This is a genomic window from Rhodococcus sp. NPDC079359, from assembly GCF_040702585.1.
Taxonomy (GTDB): domain Bacteria; phylum Actinomycetota; class Actinomycetes; order Mycobacteriales; family Mycobacteriaceae; genus Rhodococcoides.
In genome coordinates this window covers 265303-284396 of the sequence record NZ_JBFBLH010000007.1, presented here as the reverse complement: position 1 = coordinate 284396, position 19094 = coordinate 265303, and the positions used below count along the sequence as shown (strand labels likewise).

The window sequence follows — 19094 nt, the reverse complement described above, 5'->3', positions numbered from 1 at the left end:
CGACAGGGCCATTCGTCACTCGATGAAGGGCACTCGAGACGTACGAGTTGGGTGCATGCCGATCGAGAGCCGCAACCACAGGTTTAGTGTTGACGGTGAATGCGACTCAGGAGCGGAACCTGAGGACGCGACCGTCCGCCGACCGCTCAGGAGAGTCATGACGACCCCGCAGAATCCCCACGAAGACATCGACGTCAAGCCGCGCAGTCGCGACGTCACCGACGGACTGGAGAAAACGGCAGCGCGCGGCATGCTCCGCGCCGTCGGGATGGGCGACGAAGACTGGGGCAAATCCCAGATCGGCGTCGCGTCGTCGTGGAACGAGATCACCCCGTGCAACCTCTCGCTCGAACGTCTGGCGAAGGCCGTCAAGAAGGGCGTCCACGCCGCCGGCGGCTACCCGCTGGAATTCGGCACCATTTCGGTGTCCGACGGTATCTCGATGGGTCACGAGGGCATGCACTTCTCGTTGGTCTCCCGTGAGGTGATCGCCGACAGCGTCGAAACCGTCATCAGCGCAGAGCGTCTCGACGGTTCCGTCCTGCTCGCCGGATGCGACAAGTCGCTGCCCGGAATGCTCATGGCCGCAGCGCGTCTGGACCTGGCGAGTGTTTTCCTCTACGCCGGCTCCACGTTGCCCGGGTTCGCGACCCTGTCCGACGGCAGCGAGCACCAGGTGACGATCATCGACGCCTTCGAGGCCGTCGGTGCCTGTTCACGAGGACTCATGTCACGCGCCGACGTCGACACCATCGAACGCGCCATCTGCCCCGGCGAAGGTGCCTGCGGCGGAATGTACACCGCCAACACGATGGCCAGCGCCGCCGAAGCGATGGGAATGTCGTTGCCCGGCAGCGCATCTCCCCCCGCTCCCGATCGCCGACGCGACGGATTCGCCCACGCCAGCGGCGAGGCCGTCGTCGATCTCCTGCGACGCGGCATCCGCACCAGCGACATCCTCACCAAGGAAGCCTTCGAGAACGCCATCGCCGTCGTCATGGCCTTCGGCGGCTCGACCAACGCGGTACTGCACCTCCTGGCCATCGCCCACGAGGCGCAGGTGAACCTGACCCTCGCCGACTTCACCCGCGTCGGCGCGAAGGTTCCCCACCTGGCCGACGTCAAGCCGTTCGGCAAGCACGTCATGACCGACGTCGACGCCATCGGCGGGGTTCCCGTCGTGATGAAGGCTCTGCTCGACGCAGGCCTGATGCACGGCGACTGCATGACGGTCACCGGGAAGACCGTGGCGGAGAACCTCGCTCACATTGCACCGCCCGATCCCGACGGTAAGGTGCTACGCGCGCTCGACAAGCCCATCCACCCGACCGGCGGCATCACCATCCTCGAGGGGTCACTCGCTCCGGGCGGGGCCGTCGTCAAGTCCGCAGGCTTCGACTCCGACGTCTTCGTCGGCACCGCACGAGTTTTCGAGCGTGAACGCGCGGCCATGGACGCCCTCGAAGACGGCACCATCGCAGCAGGCGACGTCGTGGTCATCCGCTACGAAGGACCCAAGGGCGGGCCGGGAATGCGCGAGATGCTCGCAATCACCGGAGCCATCAAGGGTGCCGGACTCGGCAAGGACGTCCTGCTGCTCACCGACGGCCGATTCTCCGGCGGCACCACCGGCCTCTGCGTCGGACACGTGGCACCCGAGGCAGTCGACGGCGGACCCATCGCCTTCGTCCGCGACGGCGACCAGATCCGACTCGACGTCGGCAAGGGCACCCTCGACCTGCTCGTCGACGCAGCCGAAATGGACTCCCGCGCACAGGGCTGGGCACCACTGCCGCCGCGCTACACCCGAGGAGTGTTGGCCAAATACTCCAAGCTGGTCGGATCGGCCTCGAACGGTGCGGTGCTGATCTAGCCGTCCCCTTCCCGCCCGCCCCCCCTGCCCCCCTGCCGCGTCAATGGACCATTGCATACGTCTCGGCGCTGCAATGGTCCATTCACGCAAGGACACCGTGCGCGTCGATGGCACTTTGCATACGTCTCGGCGGTGCAATGGTCCATTGACGCGGACGTGGTGTGGGTGCGCGGGCGGGCGGGCAAGAGGCGGGCGGAGTGCGACTACAGCGGCATTGCCCACATGGAGCTCGAGCGTTCCTTGAATGCCGTGCAGTTGGCGTGTTGTTTACTGGCTCGCTGGTAGAAGGTCTGCAGCGGCTCGGTGGGTTCGGGCGGCTGCGGTGCGGGCGCAACCGGCAGGTCGCTCAGTTCGAGCGCTGCGTCGAGGGCTTCCTCGGCCTCGACGCGTCGGGTGCGCGCCAGGTTGGACAGAGCGAGCTGGTGGATCGTCACGCGGTCGCCGGACTTGCTGTCCACCGTGGCCTGTCGGGCGACGGAGGCGTCGAACTCGTACACCTTCGAGGCCAGCTGATAGATGCTGGGACGCTCGAGCTCGGCGTCCACCAGAGCCGGCTCGGCCACGGTGCGCGCAGGTGTCGGTGCGGTGTCCTCCGCGGTGCGCAACGCGTGCCGTGCGCCGGAATTCTGGGGCTTCGCCGACGGCCGCTCCAGCAGTTGCTCGAGCTCGGCGACCTCACGATCGGCAACCGGGTCCTTTGCCGACGGCGCGACGAAGGGCACGATCGGCTCGAACTCGATCTTCTCCGACGACGTCGCCGCAGTCGCGTTCCTGGACGGAATGAGCAGCGCGACGATCACCGTGCCGACGCCGAACACGACGGCGGCAACAACACTCGTGTGCACCACTGCGTCACCGAACGCCGCGACGGCATTGGCCTCCAGATTGTCGGCGAACCCACTGAGGAATGCGTTCTGGTCACGGATGACGTCGGAGACGATCACCGCACCGGCCAACGAATCCTGCGATGCCGCAAGCCCTTCCGCCGCCTGCCCGGTGTACTGGCCGTTCGGTTGCTTGCCGGGGAAGGTCTGCAGGAATCCTTCGATGCCCTTGCGGTAGGACGCGGCGAGCACCGATCCGAGCACAGCGATACCGAGCGATCCGCCGAGTTCGAGGGCGGTGTCGTTGAGGCCGCCGCCCACCCCGAGCTTACTGTCCGGGAACTCGCCCATGATGGAGTCGGTGCAGGGCGAGACGGACAGTCCGATTGCCAGACCGAGCAGCGTCAGCACCGGAAGAAAGTCGGAATACGTTGCGGTCGAGTCGATCCCGATGAGCGAGACGACCGACAGCGTTCCCACGATCATGCCTGCGGTGACGGTGACGCGCGGTCCCAGCTTCGGCGTGAGCCACATCGTGATTCCGGATCCGACGAAGACTGCGCCGGCCAACGGCAGGAGGTGAACGCCGGTGGACACCGGACCGTAGCCGAGAGCGAACTGGAGGTACTGGGCGACGAAGTAGATCGCGCCGAACGTGACGAGGAAGAAGATCAGCACCGCGAGAGTGGCACCGCTGAGGATGCGGGAAGAGAACATGCGAACGTCGAGCAACGGAGTGGGATGGCGCAGTTCCCATCCCACGAAGCCGACGACCGACAGCAGCCCGACGAGCGCGAAGTACAGCGGCCCTACCGTCCAGCCGAAGTGCATCCCCTCGATGATGGCGTACACGATGGTCGACACGGCCAGCACCGACAGCAGTCCACCGATCCAGTCGATCGCACCCGGGTCGACGGCCCGTGACGGCGGGACCAGCACGACGGCACCGACGATGGCGGCCAACGCGATCGGAACATTGATCAGGAACGTCGAGTGCCAGGTGAAGCTCTCGAGCAACCAGCCCGCCAACAGCGGCCCGGCCGCGATGGCGAGTCCCGAGGTTGCCGCCCACACGGTGACAGCGGTGGCGCGTTCCCGCTTGGGGAAGGTCGCGACCAACAGCGACAGGGTGGCGGGCATGACGATGGCTGCGGCAACACCCATGACGATGCGGGCCAGGATAACCCCGAGGGTGGCATCGGTGAGTGCACCGGCCACAGATCCGGCGACGAAGATGATCAGACCGAGAATCAGAGCGCCGCGGCGGCTGTAGCGATCTCCGATCACCCCGCACAGCAACATCAACGACGCGTAAGGGACCGTATAGCCGTCGATCACCCATTGCAGGTCGCTACTCGTCAGACCGAGGTCGAGTGTCATCGACGGTGCCGCGACCAACAGGGACGTGTTGGCCATGACCACGATCAGCAGGCTCAGGCACAACACCACCAGCGCCGACCAGCGTCGTGGGTACGGTTTGTGCATATCTTGGACAGGCGTCATCGCAAGCAGTGTCATCGTGTGTTCCCCCCCGTTGGCAAAGTGCGAGACACACCTTGCACAGTGCTGTGCAGCTTAGGAAGCGTCGACTAGGATCGGCAATCTTTTGTGGCGGCAACCACACTCCCCGCCCGCGATCGTGCTAGATGTTGTCCTGTGCGTAAGACGACGGAGTCGAGTTCGATTGCACGGGACGCAGCTGCGCCGCCCGTGCAACGACGTGACGCCCGATCCAATCGAGCGCGAATTCTGCACGTTGCGCAAGGAGTGCTGGCGGACAATCCCGATGCGACCATCAACGACGTCGCCGCCGCTGCGGGAGTGGTCCGGCGAACCGTGTACGCCCACTTCGCTTCTCGCGAAGCGTTGATCGACGGTATGGCCGTGGAGGCAGCGGAACGAATTTCGGCTGCGCTCAACCGCGTTCCTGCCGCAGACGAATCGGCGGTGACGGTGTTCGTTCGGCAGACACTGGCCCTGGCCCGCGTCGGAGATCAGTACCGGCTGTTACTCGCGGTCGCACGGTCCGATCTGGGACACAACAGCATTCACGATCTACTGACTCCGATGCGCGAGTCGGCTGCCGCGGTCATCCGACGGGGACAGCGCGAGGGTGTGTTCTCCTCGTACCTCGCCGCCGAGGTGCTGATCCTCAACATCGAGGCCATTGCGCTGTCGATCCTCGACGCCACCAACGCAGGATTGATCGGCGACCCCGCCGGAGCGGCGACGACGTCGAGCCTGGTGCTATTGGGAATCGCACCGGACGACGCGGAACGCATAGTCGCAGATGTTCGGTCGTCCGCCCGCGCCCGCTGAGAGCAGTACCGACCCCACGCACGACGAAGGCCCCGTCGCGGTGTGTTGCGCGAACGGGGCCTTCGGCCGAAAACGGGTGGATCTAGGGAGCCGGGACGAATCCTGCGCCGAGTCCGTTGCCCTGATCGACGTTGCGGAGGATCGCGTCGAAGTTGGTGCCGACCTCGGGTCCGAAGCACGCCACGCCGAGGTAGGCATTGACCATGCCGACGAGGGTGTTGCCGACGACGACCGGGCTGCCCGAGTCACCTTCGACGACGCACAGCTGAGCCCAGGTCTCCTGCGACTGCAGGATGTCGCCGTAGGCGAGTCCGCAGGTGTTGCCGGTGGTTCGGCCTTCCTTGCAGACGATGTTCGGGAACGCCGTCGGCGGGCCGACCTGCGAGATGGTCACGTTGCCGACGCGATTGATCGGTGCGACCTTGTCACGCTGGAATTCGATCAGGGCGTAGTCGAATTCCGGATTGGAGAACGCGATGCGGCCGACCTCACCGAGGGAGGTGTCGTACTCGGGGACGATGGAAGCGCCTGCCTGGCCGCAGTGGCCTGCGGTGAAGCCGACGAGGTTTCCGTTGCGGTCGTTTCCGATCGTCGTCAGCGTGCACTCCGCCTGACCTCCGACGATGATTCCCGAGCCGCCGCCGAGAGCAGCTGGAGTGGCCGCGGATGCGGTCCCCACGCCGACGCTGGCTACGATTGCAGCCGCCCCCACGACGACGAGCATGAATTTCTTGAACATGTACTCCCTCTCAGCGGTGTCGGCAGAACCCTAGCAACAACAGGTGTACGAACACGAGCGAGTCGCTCATACGTCCTGCTCGAGGGCTGCGAGGGTGGTGCGCGCCTCCTCGAGTTGTCGGCTCAGTTCCGCGACGCGCCGAGCGGCCTCCTCGCGCGCGTGGGAGATGACGGCCTCGACTGCGTCGCGTGCGGTGGGATCGCCCAATTCCCGAACAGCGCGGCTCACCGACTCGGGGCTCACCGGTTGCGATTTGGTGGGCCGCTTCGCCCCCTGGGTGACCGTGACCGACCAATCGTTGTCGGCCCCGGCATGAATGGTGACGCTGACGCCGCCCGGTGCCTTCTTGGCTCGACGGGGAGCCGGACTCGGCGGTTGCACGGCCTTGGGGCGTTCCGCCACCGTCTTGGGCTGTGCCGGTTCGGCGTCGGGCCGAACCACCACAGGTTTCGGCTGTATCGCCTCGGCGCTCCTTGCCGGCGTCGCCTGAGGCGGTGCCACCTTCTTCGCGGGCACGCGCTTGGCCGGCGCAGGCGGAGTTGCCGCGTTGCGAGTGATGCGCAGTTCCTCTGCCTCGTAGGGCAATTCGTCGTTGACACCCTTCGGGCTGATGGTGACCGTGGTGCCGTCGATCGACACGACCTTCGCCGACGTACCCTCGGGCAGGCCCAGACTTGGGTTGGGTTCACGAAGATAGACTGTGGCCCGACGCCCCTCGGCGAGCGCCGCGGCCAGAGCCGTCAGATTCTCGGGAGTCAACGAATCGTTCACGGCGCGCCCACGGGGTGGCATCGACTACCGGCCTTTCTCGAAAGTGTTTGCGAATACTGTCGCACACTTGCAGGTGAGATGCGGCCGGGGCAGCGCAGGGCGCGTCGGATCGGCGTATCGGGAGGGGGTTATCTGTTAATCCAAGTAACTGTAACCACAAGTAACTGTAACTTGGATTAACACTTAGATTTGGTTGGCCGAGAAAGCCGATGCCTCTCACTGTATACGACAGCCGGCCTGCGCGCCGCGCGCGCACTCGAGGTGCCATCGACCCCACCGGGGTACCCGCCAGTAGCCGCGCGACTCTCGGCGACATCGGCGTCCCGGAACCACCTCACCGAACCGCCCTCGCACACGGTTTCTGCCGCGTAGCCTGGCGGCGTGCCTCCTTGCGAAGGTACGGAACAGGAGTTTCGATGTACCACCTCGACGCGGACGAACAGTCGCTCAGCGACGGTCCGCACGTGTATTTGCTCGACGCCAAATCCACCCTCGAGGTTCAGGCTCTGAATCAGTGGATCGACGCCACCACGCCGGACGGCGAACCGCGACCACCCTCGGTGGTGCTCTCCGGTGAGGCGAAAACGTCACTGTCGGACAGTGTTCGCGGCTACGCCGACGATCCGCTGCTGATCCCGCTGCGAGTGACTCTGTCCGATCGCAAGAGCGGCATTCTGCACCGAATCTTCGCGCCCCGTGGTCGGTCCAAGCCAACGCAGGTGTGGCAGCGATGGGTGGCAGGCGACGACCCGGACCACTCCGCGGTGTTGGTCGGTGAGCCCGCGACTCTCAGTGATCTGCAGGACCGGTTCGAGCGCGGCGGCGGCACGTCCCTGTCGTCGTTCATTCTTCGTCAGGCCAGTCTGGCGCTGGACAAGGCCGAGCGCGGCGTCATCGGCTCCGAGTACAAGATCCCGCGATTCGTCGTCGAGGACATGACGGAACAGAAGAAGTTCCGGGACGGAATCACCGAACTCGCGGAGGAGGTCGGCCAGGATCGCGACGCCGTCGACACCCGCGTCCAGGAGATCCTCGGTGAGATGGTCGCAACCGAGACCCGCCGCGCGGTCGAGATGTGGGGAACCCTCGGGGCGTACTTCTCCCGGGCGTACAAGGTCGACGTGGACCGTGATCAGTTGCAGAAGGTGCGCGAACTCAACAAGAACTATCCGCTGGTGTTCCTGCCCAACCACCGTTCCTATCTCGACCCGCTCGTACTGCGTCCGGCACTGCTGGCCGAAGGCCTGCCGCTCAACCACGTCATGGGCGGCATCAACGTCGGCTTCTGGCCGCTGGGTCCGATCGCCAAGCGCAGTGGCGTCGTGCTCATCCAGCGCAAGTTCTCCGACGCGATCTACAAGTGGACGCTGCGTCAGTACATGAGCTTCCTGCTGAGCAAGCGGTTCAACCTCGAGTGGTACATCGAGGGCGGCCGGAGCCGCACCGGGAAGCTCCGCCCGCCGCGGTTCGGCCTGCTGACCTATCTGGTGGACGCACTCGAGACCAGCGATGCCGAGGACGTGTACCTGGTTCCGACGTCCATCACCTACGACCGGCTGCACGAGGTCGGTGCGATGGCCGAGGAATCGCACGGCGCGAAGAAGCAGGCCGAGGGCATTCGGATGGCCATCGGGTACATCCGCGCGCAGGGCACGTTGCGCGGCAACGTGTACCTGAACTTCGGCGAGCCGATGTCGGTGGCGTCGATCGTCGCCGAGAACTCCGACAAGCGAGTGGCGGTGCAGAAGATCGCGCTCGGTGTCTCGCACGCGATCAACGACGCGACTCCGGTGACGCCGGCCGCATTGGTCACCATGGCCCTGCTGGGCATCGAGGATCGCGCCCTCAACGTCAACGAGATGTGGGCCATCATCGCCCCGCTCGCCCGCTACATCAAGCGCCGCAACCTGCCCACCGCGGGCGGCGTGGACATCGCCGACGTCGACGTCGTGCGCTCGGCCGTCATCGCACAGGTCAACGCCAACGTCGTCAAGCGTTTCGACGACGGTCCCGAGCCCCTGTTCTACCTGGCTCAGGACAAGCATCTGGTCGCAGCGTTCTTCCGCAACAACGCAATCCACTTCTTCGTCATGCGCGCCATCGGCGAGTTGGTCGTGCTGCCGACCAGCGGCGATTCGACGCCACTGACCCAGGAGTCGCTGTGGCAGTCGGCACTGCAGTTACGTGATCTGCTCAAGTTCGAGTTCTTCTTCGGCGACAAGAAGGACTTCGGCGAACGGCTCGAATCCGAGGTCGATCTCATCGACCCGGACTGGCGCGCCAACATCAGCGACCCCGAATATGCTGCACGGCAACTGCAGTCGCAGGATCTGCATCTGGCGCACCGCGTGTTGCAGCCGATCTTCGAGGCGTACCAGGTGGTTGCCGATCAGCTGATGTTGCTGCCGCAGAGCGGTGAGTTCGACAAGGCGAAGTTCATCACGGAATGCCTCGGTGCGGCTCAGGCCAGACGACTTCGTCAGCAGCTCGATCACAGCGAGTCGATCTCCGGCGAATTGTTCGATACAGCATTGCAATTGGCCGAGAATCGCGATCTCGTCGACTCCACGTCCGACGGTATAGCCCGGCGGCGTCGAGCATTCGCGCTCGAGATCGACGAGTGGGCACGCAAGGTACGCACGATCCGCGACATGGCCCACCAGATGCTGCGCGAGGTAGAACCGATCTCGGCCCCCGAGGAGAACAATTCATGACCGAGTTCGACGATCGACTGATCGCGATCGCCGCCGCTCCACCCGGCCGAGACACCGTTGCGTTCTTCGATCTGGACGGCACCCTGATCAACGGGTTCTCCGCCCGTGCAGTATTTCTCGAACGGCTCAAGACTCTCGACGTGACGGTCAAGGAACTGTGGGAGATATCGAGTGCCGTCGTCGAGATGCGGATGCGCAACTCCCCGGTCGACAACCTGATGGGCAAGGCCGTCCGGGGCCTGGAGGGCCGTCGGGAAGACGATCTGATGGAACAGGCAGACACGCTGTTCCGCAACGAGATCGCGCCGATGATCTACCCACAGGCCCGCATCCTCGTCGAAGCACACCGTCACGCCGGTCATCGACTGGTGATGGCCACCTCGGCCACGCCGTACCAGGCGCTGCCCGTACAGCAGGACATGATGTTCGAGACACTGCTGTGCACCACTCCGGTGGTCACCGACGGCATCCTGACCGGGGAGCTGGTCGGCGATTCGCTGTGGGGACCACGCAAGGCCCAGGCCGCGATCGACTACGCCGAACGTGAGGGAATCGCTCTCGCCGGCTGCTTCGCCTACTCCAACGGCGGTGAGGACATTCCACTGCTCGAGGCCGTCGGCCGTCCCATCGCCCTCAACCCGGATCCCGAGCTGCAGCGCTACGCCGCCAAGAAGAAGTGGCCCTCCCTCACGTTGGAGAGCCCCAAGCGCGGCACCGATCTGACCTCGGCCGTGCGCAGCACCGCAGCCCTGGGGTCGGTGCTGGCCAGCGCATCGATCGGCCTCGGCCTCGGGTTACTGACGCGCAGCAGGCGCAACGGAGCGAACATCACGAGCACCATTGCGCCGGACATCGCTCTGACCATTGCCGGAGTCAAGCTCGACGTCACCGGCACCGAGAACGCGTGGTCGGCGCGGCCTGCCGTGTTCATGTTCAACCATCAGAGCACCGCCGACTCGATCATCGTCACCTCCATTCTTCGACGGGACATCACCGCGGTCGCCAAACGAGAGCTCGAACGCGACCCACGATTCGCACTGCTCGGCAGGATTTTCGACGTCGCCTACGTCGATCGTGGTGATCCCTCTCAGGCGCGCGAGGCGATGCGTCCGGCCATAGAGAAATTGCACAGTGGCATTTCCGTCGCCATCGCGCCCGAGGGCACGCGGATGCCGACGTCGCGTCTCGGCCGATTCAAGAAGGGCGGCTTCCACCTGGCGATGCAGGCCGGAGTCCCCATCGTTCCCATCGTCATCCACAACGCGGGTGACGTGATGTGGAAAAAGGATTTCACCGTCCATTCCGGTACCGTCAAGGTCACCATCGGCGAGCCCATTCCCACCACGGACTGGGAGCCAGACAAGATCGACGCGTACGTGGACGATGTCCGTTCCTATTTCGACAGAACGTTGGGATATGCCTGAGAACCAGATCCACTCGGTGGTGCAAGCGGAGATCGAACGCAATCTTCTGGGGGGCACTCCGAAGTACACCCGGTCCGACATCGTCGACAGGTCGGGGTTGCCGCTCGAACGGGTCATCGCGCTGTGGATCGGCATGGGCTTTCCCATCCACACCGATACCGAGGCCGTCGTCTACACCGATGCGGACCTCGAGGCACTGAAGTTGATCACCGGACTCACCGAGCAGAAGGTCATCAAGCCCGAGATGGAGGTCGCGATCGCGCGCACTCTCGGCCAGTCGATGTCCAGACTCGCGGAATGGCAAGTGGGCGTGGTGAACTCTCACATCCTCGAGCGCATCACCAGCAGCGACGAGGACCAGAACGACATCGACGCCATCCGGCACAACGCCAGGGATATCGCTGCCGAGACGGTCCCCACCCTCGAAGCGCTCCAGGCGTACACCTGGCGACGGCACTTGGCCGCGGCGGCCGGACGGTCCATCGCCGCTCCCGACGACGCCACCGACAGCCCCGTCATGGCCGTCGGCTTCGCGGACATGGTCGGCTACACCAGCCTGACGCGTCGACTCGATATCGGCGAACTGACCACGCTCCTCGAGGAGTTCGAGTCTCTCGCCACCAATATCATTGCGCGCGGTCGTGGTTCGGTGATCAAGAACGTCGGCGACGAGGTGATGTTCAGCGCGCAGACTCCCGAGGACGCCGCCCACATCGCCCTCGACCTGCAGGACGCGTTCGCCGAACAGGAAGACATGCCGGACCTGCGGGTCGGGCTGGCCTGGGGGCCGGTTCTCGCGCGTTACGGTGATCTGTACGGGTCGGTGGTCAACATCGCTGCGCGCCTGACCAGTTCGGCCAATCCGGGAACGACTCTCGTCGACACCGTCATGACCGAGGAACTGCGTCACGACTCCGAGTTCTACCTCAAATCGATTCGCTCACTAAGGGTCAAGGGTTTCCACAAGCTCAAGCCCCATCGGCTCAAGCGCAACAAGCGCAGCGGTCACCGGAGCGAGGAGTAGAACTCCAGATGTTTACGCGCAGCCTCGTCCCACGTGAGGCTGTGCGCCAGCGTCAGGCCCGGTAGCGGATCCTGCGGTTCTCGCACGGCACGGTCGAGCTCGACTGCCATGGTCTGCGCCGAGGACGCGTAGGTGACGCTGTTGCCGAACACTTCTCGCAGTACCGGCAGATCTCGCGCGACGACGGGAGTCGACGCCGCGAGTGCTTCCATGGCGGCCAGTCCGAAGCCCTCCTTGGTGGAGAAGAACGGCAGCACAGCAGCCTGTGCCACGAGATGCGGCAACTCGTCGTCGTCGACGGTACCGAGTATCACCGGTTCGATACCGAGTTCGGCTGCGCGGCGGTCGAATTCCGCGCGATAGTCGCGATAGTCGAACAGCGTCTCGCCGCCGGCGAAGACCAATCTCAGGTCGTGCGCCCGCAGCCGGGCGAAGGCGTCGAGCAGATCCAGGCTGCCTTTGCGCGGTTCGATACCTCCCACGGCGAGCACGTATCGGCCGAGCTTCTCGCGCCAGTGCGATCGGCCCGATTGCGCCGCTGCGGTGAACCTCTCGGCGTCGACGCCGTTGGGGATGACCGTGGGCTCGAATCCCCATCCGCGGCGAACGTCGCTCGCCACCGCCGCCGACACGCAGATGCGCGCGTACGGGGCGGTGATCGCGCGTTCGTGGCACGCGGCCAGCTCGGGCGTGGTGAACTCGTCCAGGTGATGGATGGTCCTGATGCAGCGGCCGACGGCATTGGCGGAGATGCAGTCCTGCGCATGGACGATGTCGTACTCCTCCGGTGTGAACGCCTGCCGCAGAACATCTATCGACCGCAGAATTCGTTCTCCGACGTTCTCCCCTTCCCGGTGCTCGAACGGGACCATTCTGATGTCGACGGCGGGGTCCACGTCACGAAAGAACGTACTGTCGCCACCGCGGCCGAGGGACCACACCGACACGTCCTGCCCGGCGCGCGCCAGCGCCTCGGCCAGCGCCAGTGTGTGCACCACTCCGCCGCGCGGCTTGGACGAGTAGGTCGACAGGCTGATCTTCACTGACCCGGCTTCTCCTGCAACAGATTCGGGTAAGCATCCACTCGACGCTCGGCCAGGTGATGCAGCCCCCGGCGCGCTCGGTCGACTTCGGCGTCGACATCGATCTCGTGCACCGCAAGGCCTCCTTTGGACCAGGTCCGCGCCAGCACGTCGCCACCGGGGCCGACGATCTTCGCCTGCCCGAGAAAGCGCAGCGAACCCATCACTCCGGTTTGATTGGACGAGACCAGCACCACCTGGTTCTCGGCCGCGCGGGCTGCGTCGTACAGATCGAACAGACGGGACTGCCGATCGTTCGGAAGAGAAGACGCTCGATCCGTGACGCTGGCGGGCCACGCAGACAGGGCCGCAATGATTCTCGCGCCGTCGAGCGCCAACGTCCGCGCCGACTCCGGGAACGTCTTGTCGTAGTCGATCAACATGCCCATCCGCCCCACCGGGGTGTCGAAGGCCTCGAAGTGGTCACCGGCCGCGTAGGCGAGCGACTCCCCGAGCGGCTGGTGCACCTTGCGGTGACTACCCAGGATGCCGTCTCCGGTCAGACAGGCGGCAGCGTTGTACCGCAGTCCTTTCGACAGCTCGGTGTACCCGATGCAGATCGTCATGTTCCCGGCCGCGGCGATGATCGCCGCCAGTTCCGGACCGTCGGGATCGAGGGTGGGCGGCAGTTCCGCGGGATCCGGATTGCTCAGACTGTTGATGTAGCCCCCGAGGGACGCGTCGGGCAGCACCAGGAGATCGATGCCTTCTCGGGCCGCACTGGAGATGATCGTGGTGATCTTCAGTACGGCTCGGTCGACATCTCTCCCGAAATGCGCTGCCAGCGCGCCGATCTTGATGGGGGCCACGAGAAGCTCAGACCATCTGACTCTGGGGTTGTGCGGCACTGATCTCGAGACCGATCTGATCGGCGAGGAACGCAGCGTCCCTCGCCACCGAGGCGAATCGCCCCGAACCCCAGGTGTGCTGCCACGGCAGACCGAGGAAGTACAGGCCGGACACCGAGGTGACGCCGCGGTTGTGCGTCGGGTGGCCCTCGCCGTCGAACGCGCCGACCTTCAGCCAGCGATAATCGGTACGGAAGCCGACGGACCAGACGACGGCCTTGATATCGGCGGCGACGAGGTCGAGTTCGGTGGTCTCGGTCTCCGGACGCCACACCGGAACGTAACGCTCCTCGCTCGGCGCGCTGATTCCCTCGCGCTTGATGTAGGCGTCGATGTTGTCCTTGATGCTCTCGGCCACGCGGTCCGCAGCGTCGAGGGATGCCTTGAGGGTGGGCGCGAACTGCAGAACGCCGTCCTCGACTCCCAGTAGGCGGCCGTAGAGTTTCATGCCCTCGGTGGCGAATGCGCGCAGGTCGATGTCTCGACCACCGTCACGTCCGGTGACGTAGTGGTTCGTGTTCTCGCGTTTGCCGACGCCGCCGGGTTGATCTTCGATGGAGACATCGTAAACCCCCATGTCGTGCAACCAGGCGACACAGTCGCGGCCGCGATAGAAGCGCGCGACGCGGGGAGCGGTGCCCGCCACCAGATGGACGCGGCGGCCGTCGAGGTGCAGGTCCTCGGCAATCTGGGCACCGGACTGGCCGGTGCCGACCACCAGCACGTCGCCGTCAGGGAACTGGTGTGACCCGCGGTATTCGGAGGAGTGGATCTGGACGATGTCACGGGGAAGCTTCTCGGCGAACCTCGGGATTGTGGGGATGTGGTACCCACCGACGGCGACGACGATCTGATCGGCATGCATGGGGCCGGCGGAAGTCTGGAGGTCGAAGCCACCCGCCACCGACTGAAGTGCCTGATCGACCGAAACGTGCTCTCGGACCGGTGCATCGAAGCTTTCCGCGTAGCGGCGTACGAAGGCGTACACCTCGTCACGCTGCATGAATCCGTCGGGATCGTCACCGTCGTAGGAGTACCCGGGGAGCGCGCACTGCCAGTTCGGAGTAACGAGGGTGAAGTTGTCCCAGCGGGAGTCCTTCCACTCGTGCGCGATCGTCTCACGCTCCAACACCACATGTTCGATGCCACGCTGAGTCAGATGCCAGCTGATGGACAGGCCGGCCTGTCCGCCGCCGATGACGATCACCGAGTAGTTTTCTATTCCACTGTGATTCTCCGTCATAGCAATTCAGCTCCCGACATGCTCAGTACGCGAACGGCACCGGCCTCGTACGAGGCACTGACACCGTGAATCTCCTCCATCTGTTGTGCGGCCGAGGTGCACCGCATGCCGAACTTGGCGAGCACTCGATCGCTGGCGATCGTCAACGCCTCCGACGTCCGTTGCACGAACTCCGCCACCGGGTAGTCCTGGCCGGGCGTCAGGTAGTCGTGCATCACCAGAGACGGTGAATAGCAGGACTGTTCGCGTCCGTCGGGCCATCGAACGAGGAACGACATCTCAGGCATGGATCGGCTCCTTGGTGATGGTCCGGTACACGGACGGCCGACGATCACGAAGGTTGTACATGCCGCCGCCACGTGCTGCGCCGATGAGGGCAGCGACGTCGACGGTGGCCGTGGCCAAGCCCGGTTCGACGCCCGTGCCGGCGAGAATCTCCCCGCCGGGCCCGACGATCTTTGCGCTGCAGACGAATCGGAGAGATCCGAAGGTACCTGCCTGATTGGCTGCGACCCAGATGATCTGATTCTCGAGAGCGCGGGCGCGGTCGTAGATGTCGAACCGCTGCTTCCAGCGGTCCTCTTCCATGTTCTCGACAGTGGCGGTGCGGGCCGTCGGCCAGGCCGAGATGGAGGCGACGATCTCGGCACCGTCGAGGGCGAGTTCCCTTGCTGCCTCTGGAAATCCCTTGTCGTAGCAGATCTGCATCCCCATGCGGCCGATCGGAGTGTCGAAGGCGGAGTAGCTGTCTCCCGCGTCGTAGCAGAGATTTTCACCCAGCGGCTGGTGCACCTTGCGGTACGAGCCGAGGATTCCACTGCCGTCGACCGTCACTGCGGCGTTGTAGCGGGTATCGCCGTCCTTCTCGCAGAAGCCGAACGTGATGACGGTGTCACCGGCCATGTCGATGACTCGTCTGATCTCGGGGCCGTCGAGTTCGAGGGCCGGCGGCAGGGCTTTGAGTCGACGCTGCCGCGATTCCTCGGTCTCGTCACCCCCGCCGAGACTCGGCAGGTAGCCGCCGAGGCAGGCCTCGGGCAGGACGAGCAGTTGGCTACCGCGATTGCGCGATTCCTCGAGCAACGCGGCGATGGTGGCGTAGCCCTGTTCCATGTCGCGTCCGAATTCGGCTGCGGCGACGGAAATGGTGATGGGCTTCGGGTGGGTGGTCATGCTTCTCCCAATCCGGTCACGGTGGACGTGACCGCGCGAGTGGTGATTCCGTCGGGCCATCGCAGTGCGACGCCCGGAATGTCGGTGAGCTCTCCGCAGACTGCGGACAGCGCAGGTCCGGACGGTGCAGTGGGTGCACCGGGACGGTCCGCGGTGATCATCGCGAACCCTGGAAAACACGTGATCCATTCGCCCATCGACGCTGCGTCGGGCTTCGGTATCGAGGCGACGTCGAGTACTGCACCCGTCCCGCTCGCCTCGGCCAGCATTCCGGTGGTACCCGCCAGGCCTGCCATCGAGACGTCCTTGGCGGCCTTGGGTGCGGTGCGGGAAACGAACGTCGCCATGGCCGTCAGTTCGTCGGAGTTCCGACGAGACGACGAATCCCATTGCTGACCATGGTATCCGCGTCGCCACTCGCCTTCGATGTCTGCGGTGAGCGTCAACCGATCGCCGACGCCACCGCCACCGGCCGGCACCGGTCGCGAGGTCCGGCCGAGTGCGGTGACCGACAGCGACGACGGCACCCCGGCCTGGGTGTGGCCTCCGAGCACCGGAACCTGCCACGCTGCAGAGGCATTGGCGAGACCCCGGATGATGCGGGTCAGCCGACTCTGCGTGGGTGCGCCGACGGAATCGAGCATGCCGACTGCTCGGGCACCCATCGCCGAGAGGTCGTTCAGATTGACCAGCGCGGCACACCAGCCGGCCCACTCGGGGTCGCGATCGACCATGGACGGGATGATGGCATCGCACGCAGCGATCATGTCGCTCCCCGGTACCGGAACGCCGTCGTCTCCGCGAAAGCCTTTGGCACCGAGTCCGAGTGGCTGCGCCCGGAGAGGTGCGAGTACCCCGGCGAGCATCGCCTTGGTCGAGGAGACGAGCCGTTCGATCCGGTCGATCGGCCAGTACATCGCCACGTGCGGAGTGTCGGCCACCACGACGTCGCCGCGGCGAATCCACCCGAGGCGGGTGAACAGTTGCTCGTTGCTCTTCTGCACAGTCGCGTCGAATCGAAGAACACCTCTGCTCTCGGCGTGAGCGCAGGCAGCCCGAACAAGGGCAGGCCCGACGCCGGAGGTGCGCGCCGAAGCAGCGACCACGAGCCGGCTTCCCGCCCACCACCCCAGATCCGCCGCGGTGCAGGGTGCCAGCCGCACTCCGCCGAGCACGGTGCCGTCCCGATCGGTGGCGACCAGAACGACTGCTCGAGGGTCGTCGTCGATGTCGTCCTGATCGGTGCCGGCGAACAAGCCCTGTTCGGCAACGAAGGTCGCCCTCCGGAGTGCACGATAGGCGTCGAGCTCCGCTGTACTTCCGCACGGCTGGACGATGAACCCGGGCTCGACGACAGTGGTTGCAGTACCGGACAATCCGGCAAGGTCGCCCAGTTCCACGACACCGAACATGTCAGCCTCCCGCATTCTGCAGAACGCTGCACGCACCGCATGCCGCGCAGCCTGCCTTCTGTTCGGATCCGAGCATCGCCGCGGCCTGAAGTTCCTTGGCGACGCGTCGGGTGACGTTTTCGAGAACGTCTCGGCCGGGGGCCGTCGCTCGGTCGATGTCCACTGCCAACGTTCCGGCCAGCGGCCGGAACGGAACCACGAAGGGGTAGACCCCCATCTCGATCAGTTCTGCTGCGCCTGCGACCAATTCGTCGGGATCCTCACCGAGTCCCACCAGGATGTAAGTCGAAACCTGGTTTCGTCCGAAGACACGAACCGCTTCTTTCCACGCCGCGCGGTACTCGTCCATCGAGACCGAGGCCTTGCCCGGCATCCACCGGCGTCGAACGTCGTCGTCGAGAGATTCGACGTGGATGCCGATGGATTCGGCTCCGGCGTCGTACAGATCTTGGATCGTCTGCAGATCGCCGGGAGGTTCGCACTGCACCTGGATCGGCAGCTGTGGAACCACCGCCTTGATCGCGCGCACGCATCGGGCCAAGTGGCGAGCACCGCGGTCCTTTGCAGCCGAGGTGCCCGTCGTCATGACCATCTGTGTGACGCCGTCGAGTCGCACCGCCGCCTCGGCCACCTCGGCCAACTGCGCCGGGGTCTTGACCGCGATGGTGTCGCCGGCCTCGAGCGAGGCCTCGATGGAGCAGAAGCGACACCGCTGGTCGGCGTCGTAGCGGATGCACGTCTGCACCACTGTCGTAGCGAGGACGCTGGAGCCGTGCAGCTTGGCGATCTTCTCGTAGGCGACGCCGTCGGCGGTGGCGAGGTCGTAGAACTTCGGGCGATCGACGGCCTGAACATCGAGTCCGATGTCGTTGCCGTCGAACAACACTCGACCCTCTTCGAGAACGTACGGGCTGAGCGGATTGCGGGGGATGGCTGCGCCGAGGCCATCGATGCGGACATGTCCATCGTCACTCGGGCCTGCACCGGCAGTTCTGGACACCGGCGTTGCTCCTCGAATTCCGAGCAACGCCAGATCCACGCGTGTAGAGATGGACATCGGGATCCCCTAGACCATGTAGGTCGAATTGATGATGGCACCCTTGCGCGCGTAGTGGATCAACGCGTCCTGCACGTCCAGGGGGTGGGCCGGGATGACGCCCTCGATGAGGTCCTCTTCGCGGCCACCGTGCAGTGCGAGCCCGAAGCGGCAGCAGAACACGGTGCCGCCCTCGGCGATGAATGTCGCGAGCGAATCGTTGATGTTCTGCTCGCCCGGGAAGCCGGAGTCACCGGTCGTCGGAAAGCCCCGAGTGGCAAGGCAATTGATAGCGCCGGGGCCGTAGAAGTACATGGCGGACTCGAAGCCCTTGCGCAGAGCGCGGGTGGCCTGGAGCACAGCGACGAAGGAGACCGACGACTCGTGTGCGATGCCGTGCACCAGCGTGAAGTAGCTCTCGCCGTTCTCGGCCTTGTAGTCGGGGAAGATCTTGGTGGAGCCGTAGATGTTGCTGCCCTTGGGGAGTGAGGGGTGCGGAATCTCTTCGAGCGACTTCTTGATGTTCTCGGCGATGGCCTGGTCGATGTCTGACACGGGTGTCTCCTGAAGTTCGCAGAGCTGGCTGGATGAGGTGGACGCCTGTGGCCACCG

Annotated in this window: 16 protein-coding genes; 5 read left to right on the top strand and 11 right to left on the bottom strand. The window is 65.1% G+C overall.

Annotated features, from left to right (window positions below):
• The first annotated feature begins 157 nt into the window (after positions 1-157).
• Entirely contained in the window at positions 158-1873 is a 1716-nt protein-coding gene (gene ilvD / locus AB0362_RS18495; protein WP_366236025.1) for a dihydroxy-acid dehydratase, read from the top strand.
• Positions 1874-2076: 203 nt separating this feature from the next.
• On the opposite strand, the gene AB0362_RS18490 is transcribed toward ilvD, so the two are convergent.
• On the bottom strand, positions 2077-4200 hold the full coding sequence (locus tag AB0362_RS18490) for an MFS transporter (protein WP_366236024.1): 2124 nt from the start codon (positions 4198-4200) through the stop codon (positions 2077-2079).
• A gap of 153 nt (positions 4201-4353) precedes the next feature.
• On the opposite strand from AB0362_RS18490, the gene AB0362_RS18485 reads away from it, so the two are divergent.
• The gene (locus AB0362_RS18485) at positions 4354-5016 is read left to right on the top strand and encodes a TetR/AcrR family transcriptional regulator (RefSeq protein WP_366236023.1); all 663 of its coding nucleotides are present in this window, start codon (positions 4354-4356) and stop codon (positions 5014-5016) included.
• Positions 5017-5098: 82 nt separating this feature from the next.
• Here the strand turns inward: AB0362_RS18485 and AB0362_RS18480 are convergent, their stop codons facing one another.
• Together AB0362_RS18480 and AB0362_RS18475 are read right to left on the bottom strand one after the other, a co-directional pair.
• Positions 5099-5755 carry a serine protease gene (locus AB0362_RS18480; RefSeq protein ID WP_149406877.1) on the bottom strand — a complete coding sequence of 219 codons (657 nt, stop codon included), beginning with the start codon at positions 5753-5755 and terminating at the stop codon, positions 5099-5101.
• Positions 5756-5821: 66 nt separating this feature from the next.
• The gene (locus tag AB0362_RS18475; RefSeq protein ID WP_366236022.1) at positions 5822-6547 is read right to left on the bottom strand and encodes a DUF6319 family protein; all 726 of its coding nucleotides are present in this window, start codon (positions 6545-6547) and stop codon (positions 5822-5824) included.
• Between the two features lie 395 nt (positions 6548-6942).
• Here AB0362_RS18475 and AB0362_RS18470 point away from each other — a divergent pair, with 395 nt between their 5' ends.
• Genes AB0362_RS18470 through AB0362_RS18460 form a run of 3 tightly spaced genes read left to right on the top strand, consistent with a single transcriptional unit; the run spans position 6943 to position 11688 of the window.
• On the top strand, positions 6943-9240 hold the full coding sequence (locus AB0362_RS18470) for a glycerol-3-phosphate 1-O-acyltransferase (RefSeq protein WP_149406875.1): 2298 nt from the start codon (positions 6943-6945) through the stop codon (positions 9238-9240).
• Complete coding sequence (locus AB0362_RS18465; RefSeq protein WP_149406874.1) at positions 9237-10664, top strand: HAD-IB family hydrolase; 1428 nt, start codon at positions 9237-9239, stop codon at positions 10662-10664. The genes AB0362_RS18470 and AB0362_RS18465 overlap by 4 nt, the downstream gene beginning before the upstream one ends.
• Positions 10657-11688, top strand: coding sequence for an adenylate/guanylate cyclase domain-containing protein (locus AB0362_RS18460; protein ID WP_366236021.1), 1032 nt, complete (start codon positions 10657-10659; stop codon positions 11686-11688). The genes AB0362_RS18465 and AB0362_RS18460 overlap by 8 nt, the downstream gene beginning before the upstream one ends.
• On the opposite strand, the gene AB0362_RS18455 is transcribed toward AB0362_RS18460, so the two are convergent.
• From AB0362_RS18455 to AB0362_RS18420, 8 genes are read right to left on the bottom strand one after another with little or no spacing between them, the layout of a single operon-like run.
• Positions 11670-12731, bottom strand: coding sequence for an MSMEG_0565 family glycosyltransferase (locus AB0362_RS18455; protein WP_366236020.1), 1062 nt, complete (start codon positions 12729-12731; stop codon positions 11670-11672). The genes AB0362_RS18460 and AB0362_RS18455 overlap by 19 nt on opposite strands.
• On the bottom strand, positions 12728-13579 hold the full coding sequence (locus AB0362_RS18450; RefSeq protein WP_037194809.1) for a carbon-nitrogen hydrolase family protein: 852 nt from the start codon (positions 13577-13579) through the stop codon (positions 12728-12730). Before AB0362_RS18450 ends, AB0362_RS18455 begins: the two co-directional genes overlap by 4 nt.
• Positions 13580-13586: 7 nt before the next feature.
• Complete coding sequence (locus AB0362_RS18445; protein ID WP_366236019.1) at positions 13587-14861, bottom strand: MSMEG_0569 family flavin-dependent oxidoreductase; 1275 nt, start codon at positions 14859-14861, stop codon at positions 13587-13589.
• The gene (locus AB0362_RS18440) at positions 14858-15148 is read right to left on the bottom strand and encodes an MSMEG_0570 family nitrogen starvation response protein (protein WP_149406870.1); all 291 of its coding nucleotides are present in this window, start codon (positions 15146-15148) and stop codon (positions 14858-14860) included. The genes AB0362_RS18445 and AB0362_RS18440 overlap by 4 nt, the downstream gene beginning before the upstream one ends.
• On the bottom strand, positions 15141-16034 hold the full coding sequence (locus AB0362_RS18435) for a carbon-nitrogen hydrolase family protein (protein WP_094640561.1): 894 nt from the start codon (positions 16032-16034) through the stop codon (positions 15141-15143). Before AB0362_RS18435 ends, AB0362_RS18440 begins: the two co-directional genes overlap by 8 nt.
• Positions 16031-17461: an MSMEG_0567/sll0787 family protein gene (locus AB0362_RS18430; RefSeq protein WP_262498485.1), complete on the bottom strand. Its 1431-nt coding sequence runs from the start codon at positions 17459-17461 to the stop codon at positions 16031-16033. Before AB0362_RS18430 ends, AB0362_RS18435 begins: the two co-directional genes overlap by 4 nt.
• On the bottom strand, positions 17448-18503 hold the full coding sequence (locus AB0362_RS18425) for an MSMEG_0568 family radical SAM protein (RefSeq protein ID WP_149406868.1): 1056 nt from the start codon (positions 18501-18503) through the stop codon (positions 17448-17450). The genes AB0362_RS18430 and AB0362_RS18425 overlap by 14 nt, the downstream gene beginning before the upstream one ends.
• Positions 18504-18512: 9 nt before the next feature.
• Positions 18513-19037, bottom strand: coding sequence for an MSMEG_0572/Sll0783 family nitrogen starvation response protein (locus tag AB0362_RS18420; protein ID WP_068048684.1), 525 nt, complete (start codon positions 19035-19037; stop codon positions 18513-18515).
• Positions 19038-19094 lie beyond the last annotated feature (57 nt).